The following is a 9,789-nucleotide window of genomic DNA, read 5'->3' as shown; positions in this document are numbered from 1 at the left end:
GTGAAGTAGCTATCCGGAGAATCCTTTTTCACTCCGCTGATAAGCCCGGCTACTAGTAGATAGAATGCTATGTTCAGATATGCCTGACGATCCAAGGACAAAGATTCGGCCCACACGATCATAAGCAGCTCTATCAATACACAGGACAGGGCCAGTGCCACGGCCAGTTGTTTGGATCGCACATGACCGAGCGTCTGAGGGATAGTACGCATATGTTCCTCATCGTACTTAAGGTCCCGCATATCGAAGGGAATGGTGATAGCCAGAATGAAGAAGAAGCGCTGGATCATCAGCAGGATCTCACGTTCTCCTATAGACTGCCCCGCCATGACCAGAGGCAATGCCAGCGTCACTCCGGTCCAGACACCTGTTATGAGGAAGATCTTGATTCCCGGGATAGCCCGAATGGTGCGCCCTTTATTGAAAGGAATGCTGTAGAAAACACTGACCACGGCCAAAGGGGAGAAATAGAGCAGGATACGGATTGGGAGGAAGAACAAAGTGATCCCCGCAAGCAATAGTCCGATGAGCAAGGAAGTATAGAGCATCCATTTATTGCGTAGATACCATCTGATCTGATCGGTGCGATTGGAGAACTTCTCCAGTCGAGCTAGCCGTTGGACGTTGTAGGCCATGAGAGTGACCCCGAAGACATGCAGGACCAAGAACACATCCGGTGGGTGGTCGATGATCCCGTAGGTGCCCAGTGTAAGGATGGCCGCACAGAGCGCAATGAATAGATTGGAGTAGATGAGTGTTCTCACGTCAGGCGGTCTAATCGCCTCTTCTCAGAGAAGAAGCGGGTCAGCAGCTCAGCACATTCCTCTTCCATCACTCCATACTGTACGGTAGTGCGCGGATGTAGCAGTGGATCCTGCTTGGTGCTGAATCCTCTTTTCTGATCCCGTGCTCCTATCACCAGATGATCGATCTGCGTCCAATACAAGGCTCCAGCACACATGACACAGGGTTCCAAGGTCACGTAGAGTGTACACCCTTTCAGGTATTTGCCTCCGATGAAATCAGCCGCTGCCGTGAATGCTTGCAACTCCGCATGGGCCGTGACATCGTTGAGCATCTCAGTGAGATTATGGGCCCGGGCGATCACCCGCTCCTTGGCCACAATGACCGCACCCACAGGCACTTCATCGGCTTCATAGGCCTTTTGGGCCTCTACCAAGGCCTGTTTCATGAAGTGTTCGTCCGATTGGATGTCTAGCATGTGAGTAATTGTCGGTCGTTCTTCCTTCTCGCAAGGACTTCGAACGAATATCGAAAGAATGCCTCAGTTCTTGACGAAAGTCTTCCTGATCATGCCTCCCGTGGTCTCAAGCTCGAGCAGATAGACTCCTTGTGCCAAGTGCGAACAGTCGATAGGCCCTTCGATCAAAGGTCGCTTCGAACCCTTGGGTCGACCGTGTATATCCCGCACACGATAAGCGAGTATCGTGGCCGAAGTGCTGATCTGTATCTCATCTGTGACCGGATTGGGAAAGATGCTCAGTTGTACGCCTGCATTCTCTGCTAGATCAGAAGGCTCGCAGACCAAGTCCTCGATCATCTGCCAGAGTTGATTGTCAAAAGAGCTTGGGCCGGCAAGCACCTCACCGGCAGAATTTCCTTGACGCACGACCACCAGGTCCTGACTCGGGACCACATAGATCTTCTGGTCATTCAAGCCCAATGCGGAATACATATCATCCGGAGCATCCGGGATGAGGGAACCACCGAAGGTCAGCTGCAGACCGGGAAGCATGAAGTCCTCCTGACCGTTGAGCCACCAGAGGTATCCATACGATCGATTGAGGTCTTGTGATGGATGCACCATGTCGTACAGATAGGTCGCATCAGAGAGCACGGTGTCAGTCTCCCATACCCCTTGGTTGAGCGATAGCAGTCCGAATCGCGCCATATCCCGAGCCTTACCCCAGCGCACATAGTCCAGCCAGAATCCCCCCATCCCTATGCGTTCTCCCATCCGCTCGGTCGTATACGCTCCTATGGCCTGCCCACTGGTCTCACTCAGCACATCCAGCAGCAATCGATAGGGAGCATTGTAGTATGCCCAGCGCTCTCCGGGATCGACCAGGTATTCCAAACATTCAGGGTCCAGACAGTTGGCATCATCCACTTCATCGTTGAGGCCGGAGATCATAGATAGCTGATGACGGATGGTGATGGCCTCTTCTTGGGCCGGAGTACAGGTGGTCCACCCTTCTCCCAGATAGAGCTGTGTAGGGTCATCGATGTCAAGGAGACCGTCTTCTTGAGCACAACCTACCAGATACGCGGTGAGCGTTTTCCCAGCCGATGCCCAATACCAGATAGAGTTCTGGGTATAGTTTCCGAAATACTGCTCAAGGACCATGCGCCCCTCTTTCAACATGATGAAAGAAAAAGTGTTCTTCTCCTCCAGAAAGGCATAGAGCGAATCGATGCGGTCAGGGCAGAAATTCAATGCAGAAGGATCTGTGGCCTCCCATTCATCTCCTTCAAGGGGTGGATAATACATCTGCCCTGAAGCTCCAAGAATGATGGTCGTAAATACAGCTGCGAGTAGCTTGGCTCTCATATCTATTGGACTTCAGAACGAAGTTAGGGTTCAGATCAAGCCTCTGCCTTTGAGCTCCAGGTATTTGTCTACGGTGCGCATACTGAGGCGGTCCGGCTCTGTGAGAATGGTCTGGATCTTGGCCTGTCGGAGTTTGCGGAGCATGGCCTCTTTCTCATTGACCATCTTCTGAGCGATAGTGCGCTTGTAGATGCCTCGAAGATCCTTTGCCGGGCTGGAGGTGTATGCTTCTACCTCCACGTTCTTGAAGAATATCACCACCAATAGATGCCGCTTGCTGATGGATTTGAGATAAGGCAGGGCGCGATCCAGGGCATAGGGGCTCTCGAAATTGATGTACAAGAAGATCAAACTCCGGTTGGGTGCCAATTGTCTGATACTGAGGTTGAGCAGGTCATAGTTGGCCTCGGTCTCCCGCTCACGTTCCTTGTAGAGTGCATTCATCAGATGCTTGAGCTGCTTGCGTTCCCGACTGGCCCGAAGCATGCTGCCGATCTTATCGGAAAAGGTGATCAATCCGATCTTGTCGTATTTGTGCAATGCGATATTCGATACAGCCAGAGTGGTATTCACCGCATGATCCATCAGACTCATGCCATGGAAGGGCATGCGCATCTCGCGGTTCTTGCAGATGACATTGTACACCGACTGGGACCGCTCGGTCTCGAAGCGATTGACCATCAATTCTTGTCTGCGGGCCGTAGCCTTCCAGTTGATATGCCGGATATCGTCTCCCTTGACATAGGGGTTGATCTGCTCGAACTCATAACTCACACCCATCTTGCGCAGCTTCTTGACCCCTTCACTCGTAGCGATACGTGAGAAGGCCTTCAGTTCGAATTCCTTCATCTGTATGATACTCGGATAGACCTTGCAATCCATGGAGGCAGGAATAGTGAATCTCCTCCTGAACAGGCCGATCGGTCCTGATACCAAAAGCTGGAGATCTCCATAGGCATAGACCCCTCTGCTGGTAGGGCGGATGTGATAAGCTAAGGTCTCCGTAGCATTCTCCTCTATGCGGATACTCTTCGAGAAGCGTCTTTCTTGCAATTGCACCGGTAGCTCATCGACAAGCTCGATCTCCACCGAGATGGCCGAGTGATTCTGGATATGGATACGTACTGGATTCTCATCGCCTAGGGAGAGTAGTTGCGGCACATCGCGATGGGCATCCAAGCGTATCTGTCCGCCATATAGGATGAGCCCCTCGGCCAGCAATAGAGCAAGTATGAGTACTGTCAGACCTTGCGCAATAGGAAATAGAAAGCCCCAGTTAAAACTCAGCGCAAAGAGGAATGCGATGACTCCTAGCGCTGGCAGCAAACGTGGTCCCAGGTGGGTATAGCGGAAGAAATGGATCATCGAGGCACTTCGATATCATCGATCAAGCCCTTGATGAGCTCTTCGGTATCCATGCCTTCCATCTCGCGCTCATGAGAAAGGATGATGCGGTGATTGAGAACCGGATAGACCACCTCCTTGATATCATCCGGAGTGACGAATCCCCTTCCCTTGATCAATGCCATGGCCTTGGCAGAGCGAAGGATGCCCAATGAGGCCCTGGGAGAAGCTCCCAGATATAGGTCTCCGTTGTTCCGTGTGGCAATGACGATTCGGGCCAGGTAATCGATCAGCTCATCCTTGATATGGACAGACTCCACGATCTGCTGGGCCTTCTTCAGATCCTCCTTGGTCAATACAGCTTGGACCTCCTCTTCCTTGCGTTGTTGGAAATCGGATTGGAAGCGCTCCAAGATGGCCTTTTCACTCTCCAGATCCGGATAGTGGAGTTTGAGACGGAAAAGGAATCGGTCCATCTGAGCCTCGGGCAGCTTGTATGTGCCTTCCTGCTCGACCGGATTCTGAGTAGCCATGATGAAGAAGGGTTCTTCCATGCTGTAGCTATGCCCTTCTATGGTCACTTGCCGTTCTTCCATCACCTCTATCAGTGCCGCCTGGGTCTTGGCCGGTGCCCGGTTCACCTCATCGATGAGGATAAGATTGGAGAAGATGGGACCCTTGCGGAATTCGAATTCGCTCTCTTTGACATTGAAGACCGTAGTCCCGAGGATGTCGGCCGGCATGAGGTCAGGAGTGAATTGGATACGGCTGAATTCAGCATTGATACAACGAGCCAGAGTACGAGCCGTCATGGTCTTAGCAATACCGGGCACGCCCTCTACAAGCACATTTCCTCCGGTGATCAGGGCCACGAGAAGCTTCTGCACCAGATCCCCCTGACCGATCAAGACCTTGGATGCCTCCTCCTGGACCTTCATCATCATGGTGGAGATGTATCCGATATCTGCAGCATTTCCATCGGCCACCCAATCGGGGAGCCCATCGGCTTCTAGGCCGTCTTCTCGCGTGGCCTCTTGTCCTTCCTGTGCTGGGGATTCAGATGCATCCTGCTCTTCCGGTCGGTCGTCTTCGTGTTGGTTCTCTTCCATAGTCTATTTACAATTGGTATAGAAATAATCCAATGTCCGATAGTAATCGGTGAGCAAGTCGCTCGTGACATTGGGTTCATAGCTCCCTTTCGTGTAGGTACTCGTCATGCTCTTGATATGGCTCAAAGGAATACCTGATGCTTTTGAGAGAATCCCCCAGGTCTGCTCATCGTGCCATTTGAATTGGATGCGGTATCTGTTCCTGATGAAGAATTGGAATTGCTCGGAAAGATACTTGAAGATGCGCCCATCTCCGGATTGGGCGAAATAGAGCTCTGAGATGGTGTCCACATATTCCAGACTGCTATTCTCCTTGGGCCGGATCACTGGTATGGGACGCTGCTTGCGCCTGGTCCCGAATACGAATAGGATAACGACCATGGCGAACAGCAGGTAGAGCATCCAGCGCAGGCTCTCTTGGGAGATGAGATAGGTCAAGGGTCCTTCCTGTTGTGCATAGCGATCAGCATATGAAGCTGCATCCATCTGCATCTTCCAACGTTTCTGGTCCCATAGGATAGGTCCCGGAGCCAGATGCGCAAAGACCCCATCGGCATAACGCCTTCCTGTGTCCTGTATCAGATAGTAGTTGGTCAGCAACTTGGGGGTGGTGTGTACATAGAAATAGCCTTCCCCGTGAGGGACCCGGAAGAAGTTCACATGGTCTCCGATGGTACCCAAAGCCGTAAGACTCGTGTTCTCTGCACAGAAATAGGTCGAATCCAAGTAAGGCCATCGATAACGCACGAGTCGGTCTTTGACGTAATGACCGAAGGCGATATCCTCTTCAAAGCGAAGGTCGGGATGGAGTAAATTGATGTGGACCAGGCTATCTACAAAGGCCCCTTGGTCCTCTTCCACTTGCAAGATCCCATTCCAATCGAAGTAGGGCTCCTCCTCATACAGGATACACTCGCCTTGGTGCCATTCTTCCAAGAGATGGGCCGGTACGGCCCCGGTATATAGATGCATGGCATTACCCTGCTCCACAAAGCGGAAGAGATGCTCTCTAGAAAGGCTGTCCAGAAGTGGCATATACCCGAAGAGCATGTAGTTGTGGTCGACCACGGCCGAGTCGATATAGGGTTGCAGGTTGGCCCCGATGGTGGAGTCCAATTGGACGAATTCCTCAGAATCCCTCAGAGAGCTCAGGTAGGCATAGGTGAGATCGGCCCCATACGGTTGGTCGTCCAACTCATGATAGGAATGCAGGTGCCAGTTGTAGCCAGGTGTCCAGAATATCCAGAAGAGGGCTACTAGCATCACCAATGCCGCCACAATGATCCACAGGACCTTCCTATCCTTTTTCCGCTCTTTCTCCATCTTGGCGTAGGTGGTCTATATAGTGATCGAAAGCGGGACGGATGGTCTCGAAATGCTGCGCGCTGAAATCCACATTCCCATACCATACCGATTCGAAGATCATCGTCAATCGGGAAAAGGAATATCGCTCAGGGCGTTGTCCCATCTCACGCAGATAGTTCAGATTGGTCTTGTCCTTACGGAAGCGTATCCAGCCCGAAGATTCCATCTCTTGCAATGCGATGAGATACATGATGCGGATGGCCATTCGATAGCGCTTCTCATTCAGTGCTTCACGCAATAGGCGATCAAGCGGTAGTCCCTCAAGATCGGTATCTAGGTCATCGAGATCCTCAATGAGCATGGTCGTCCTGCCTACGGACCGATTCTGCTTGGCACTCAATACCTTGACCAGAAGAAATACCAGGCCGATGACCAGGAGCCCGATCATCACGTAGACCAACCACGAGAACTGCCCCCAGTCGAAAGGAGTCGAGCTGGGAGTGTCCTTTACTGGAGTCACAGGATCGGATTCCTCTACGTAGTCTCGGTCCTCCAGCGCTTCTGTCCATTGAGCTTCATCCGGTTCCGACTCTTGTATCGGTTCATGGAGGTAGTTGTCCTGCCCTTGCATACTCAAGCAGAACACGGTAAGCGCCAGTAGCGGGATATATTCAATCCATCTCTTCACGGAGAATACCATATGCCTTGTTGCGGATGCCGATGCGATCGACCGATGCATGTAGATGTGAAGCGGTCTCGATCTCATAAGCCGACCAGAAGGAGAAAAAGGATGCATAGATGAAGAGCGGGATCACCATAAGCAAGGACCAGACAGTGAAGAATATGTTGCTCATGAGCATCACTGATTGAAAGGTCTCCTCACTCATTCTGAAACCGCCCCATATCACTGAAAGCAAGTAGTCGGTCAAGCCGGAGTTGAAGAACAAGAGAAAGAGACAACAGCACAAGAAGAGGACGGTGACCAATCCAAGGAGGCGGCCATATCCGTGTCGCATCGCAATTTGCAGGACATGGGAATAGCCCAAGCCTCCAGGGCGTGGGAGGAATCCCGAAAGTGCGGCATAAAGGAGTACAGGAGCGCCCAGAAGCATGAGAATCACACTGTAGGGCGCGGGCAGGAAGAAGAGGACATGGGCCAACATGGTCACTCCCCAGACCCAGAGAAGAAGCGGGATGCTCCGCACGGGTCTGACATACTCCCGCTCTTGGGCAAATGCAGTCCCCAATTGCCGCAGACCCATCCATATGATCAATGCAGCGATAGTACCGTTGAGCAGCCACAATACAGGGCTGGAGGCCAGGTCATAGAGCTGATCCACCTTGACAAAGGCCCTGGCCATGCCTGTGAAAAAACTTCCGAGATCAGGAACATAGGGTAGGCTGAATCGCTCAATGAAATCTTCGCGAGTGGCCATCCATAAGGCAGCTACATATGCAGTAGCTATGTACATGGCCGGAAGGATGTACTGGCTGAACGTGGATGAGAAGAGCGCGAAGGTGTCGGAGAATATCTGCCCGTGTTTCTTGATCCCATGTAAGCGGTAGTCATGTTCGGCACTGTCCGGAATCTGTTCTTCAGCCACACTACTCCGATAGACTCCTTTGAACCTGCGCCAAGGCATGATCACGAAATACGAGATCATGAAGAGCCCACATAGTACGATGAAAAGGATGCGTATTGCATCCGGCATCTGGGTGTAGCGCGTAGCAAAGCCTTCGATGAAACCCGCAAAGAAGAAGACCGGTATCAGGCCGATGATCATCAGCACTCCCTTCTTAGCACCGAGCAGAAAGGACTCCTTCCTGGAATAGGAATTCGTAAATACCAGGCCCTTGCCCAATTCCAATCCTGCTGCACCCGCAAGGATGATAGCAGAGATCTCCGGCATCCCATGCATCCATACTGTGATCAAGGAGTCTCCCAGCAGTCCTTGCTCATAGAACATGTAGTGAAATGCCCCCAGCATGGCCCCGTTCTGCAGCAAAGCCCCAACGGTGCCGATCATAAAGAACAGACCAAGTACGAAGACCACAAAAGAGACCCGGATGTTATTGAGGGTGATATAGGCGAAGAGATTCATGTGAGAGTCGCTGGCATAGACACCGAAGGGTTTTCCTTCTTCGATGTTCTGCATGGTCATGGCGATATAGTCCTCGCCCAGCATGAGGCCGATGAATCCAGGGTCCTGATGTGCAGAGAACACCCCGATGAAGACCCCGGCAAAGAAGATGAGGAAGGATAAGAGTACACTGCGCCTGGATTCGAAATAGGCTCGCGGTATCTGTTCGGTCCAGAGCTTCTTGATGCGTGCCCAGGTACTCTGTCGATTGCGATATACGCTGCTATGCACCTTCAGGGCCAGATTGTTCAAATAGACCCGTATCGATCGATTGGAATAATAGCTCTTGGAGTAGGAAAGGTCATTGGTCGCTTCGATGAATAGCCGGGAGAGTTTCTCTGGATCCTTGGTGCGGTCGGCTTCCATTTGCTCAAGGGATCGCCACTTCTCCTTGTTCTGATCGATGAATTCGGTCTCTCTCATCCCTTGGGTTAAATATAGAACTACAATCACGCGATGTAAGTCCTACCTTTCGATCCTTATTGAGCACTCGGGTTTGAAGAAGATCGATGTCATCACAACGCAGAATGTGCGGATAGAATATGAGTTGGCCGGCTTGGGTGACCGACTCTTGGCCTTCTTGCTGGACCAGATCGTACTATGGACCGGGATACTTATCCTGAATTTCCTCCTGGTCTCCATCATGCTCGCGGCAAATACCACCCTCCCCGACTGGGTCTTCATCCTGCTGCTCGCCCCTGTCTACATCTTCTACACCCCGGCCCTGGAGATCCTCAACAACGGTCAGACAGTAGGCAAGATGGCGCTCCGCATCAAGGTGCTCGATCTACATGGCCGCAATCCAGAAGTGCTGGAATACCTCATCCGATGGGCTTTCCGAATGGTGGATATATGGTTCACCTTAGGCTCTCTAGCGAGCATCCTCATTGTATCCGGTGACCATGCGCAGCGCCTCGGTGGGCGCTTATCCAATACCACACTGGTCCGTTTGAATCCCAAACAGAATCTGTCTCTCTCCCATCTCTTGGAGATAGAAAGTCTAGAGAGCTATCAGCCGAGTTTTCCGCAGGTACGCCAGCTCAATGAAGATGAGATGCTCACACTCAAGCAGGCACTGGAACGCTACCGATCCTACAGGAACGAGTCACATAAGGAGGCTCTATTGGAGGCCGTCAAGAGGGTAAAGGAATTCACCGGGATCGATCAGGGAGAGATGAAGACCATCCCTTTTGTCAAGAAGCTCATACAGGACTACGTAGTACTTACCCGCTGATCATCTCATGATCACCATCCGCTGGGTGTACGAGCTGCCTTCGCTATGGATCATCCGTGTGAGATAGACTCCGTCAGATAGGTC

9 protein-coding genes are annotated in these 9,789 nt (G+C 51.9%); 1 reads left to right on the top strand and 8 read right to left on the bottom strand.

All coding sequences use genetic code 11. The features are described from left to right. The 8 genes from HKN79_09545 to HKN79_09510 all read right to left on the bottom strand — a co-directional run. The coding region (locus HKN79_09545) for a hypothetical protein (GenBank protein NNC83811.1) at positions 1 to 764 on the bottom strand (764 nt) is incomplete at its 3' end. After that, complete coding sequence (locus HKN79_09540; GenBank protein ID NNC83810.1) at positions 761 to 1,222, bottom strand: nucleoside deaminase; 462 nt, start codon at positions 1,220 to 1,222, stop codon at positions 761 to 763. The genes HKN79_09545 and HKN79_09540, both read right to left, overlap by 4 nt. Positions 1,223 to 1,285: 63 nt before the next feature. Continuing rightward, positions 1,286 to 2,572, bottom strand: a complete 1,287-nt coding sequence (locus HKN79_09535; protein ID NNC83809.1) for a serine hydrolase — start codon at positions 2,570 to 2,572, stop codon at positions 1,286 to 1,288. A 30-nt stretch (positions 2,573 to 2,602) separates the two neighbouring features. After that, entirely contained in the window at positions 2,603 to 3,937 is a 1,335-nt protein-coding gene (locus tag HKN79_09530) for a DUF58 domain-containing protein (protein ID NNC83808.1), read from the bottom strand. Beyond that, on the bottom strand, positions 3,934 to 5,025 hold the full coding sequence (locus HKN79_09525; GenBank protein ID NNC83807.1) for a MoxR family ATPase: 1,092 nt from the start codon (positions 5,023 to 5,025) through the stop codon (positions 3,934 to 3,936). The genes HKN79_09530 and HKN79_09525 overlap by 4 nt, the downstream gene beginning before the upstream one ends. 3 nt (positions 5,026 to 5,028) lie before the next feature. Continuing rightward, positions 5,029 to 6,348 (bottom strand): hypothetical protein, encoded by a 1,320-nt coding sequence (locus HKN79_09520; protein ID NNC83806.1) that lies wholly within the window; start codon positions 6,346 to 6,348, stop codon positions 5,029 to 5,031. Further along, entirely contained in the window at positions 6,323 to 7,018 is a 696-nt protein-coding gene (locus HKN79_09515; protein ID NNC83805.1) for a hypothetical protein, read from the bottom strand. The genes HKN79_09520 and HKN79_09515 overlap by 26 nt, the downstream gene beginning before the upstream one ends. After that, on the bottom strand, positions 7,002 to 8,894 hold the full coding sequence (locus HKN79_09510; GenBank protein NNC83804.1) for a stage II sporulation protein M: 1,893 nt from the start codon (positions 8,892 to 8,894) through the stop codon (positions 7,002 to 7,004). Before HKN79_09510 ends, HKN79_09515 begins: the two co-directional genes overlap by 17 nt. Before the next feature lie 73 nt (positions 8,895 to 8,967). Here HKN79_09510 and HKN79_09505 point away from each other — a divergent pair, with 73 nt between their 5' ends. Then, on the top strand, positions 8,968 to 9,705 hold the full coding sequence (locus HKN79_09505) for an RDD family protein (GenBank protein ID NNC83803.1): 738 nt from the start codon (positions 8,968 to 8,970) through the stop codon (positions 9,703 to 9,705). The last annotated feature ends 84 nt before the right edge of the window (positions 9,706 to 9,789 follow it).

This window comes from Flavobacteriales bacterium (assembly GCA_013001705.1).
GTDB lineage: Bacteria > Bacteroidota > Bacteroidia > Flavobacteriales_D > JABDKJ01 > JABDLZ01.
This window is presented reverse-complemented; position numbering and strand designations above follow the sequence as displayed.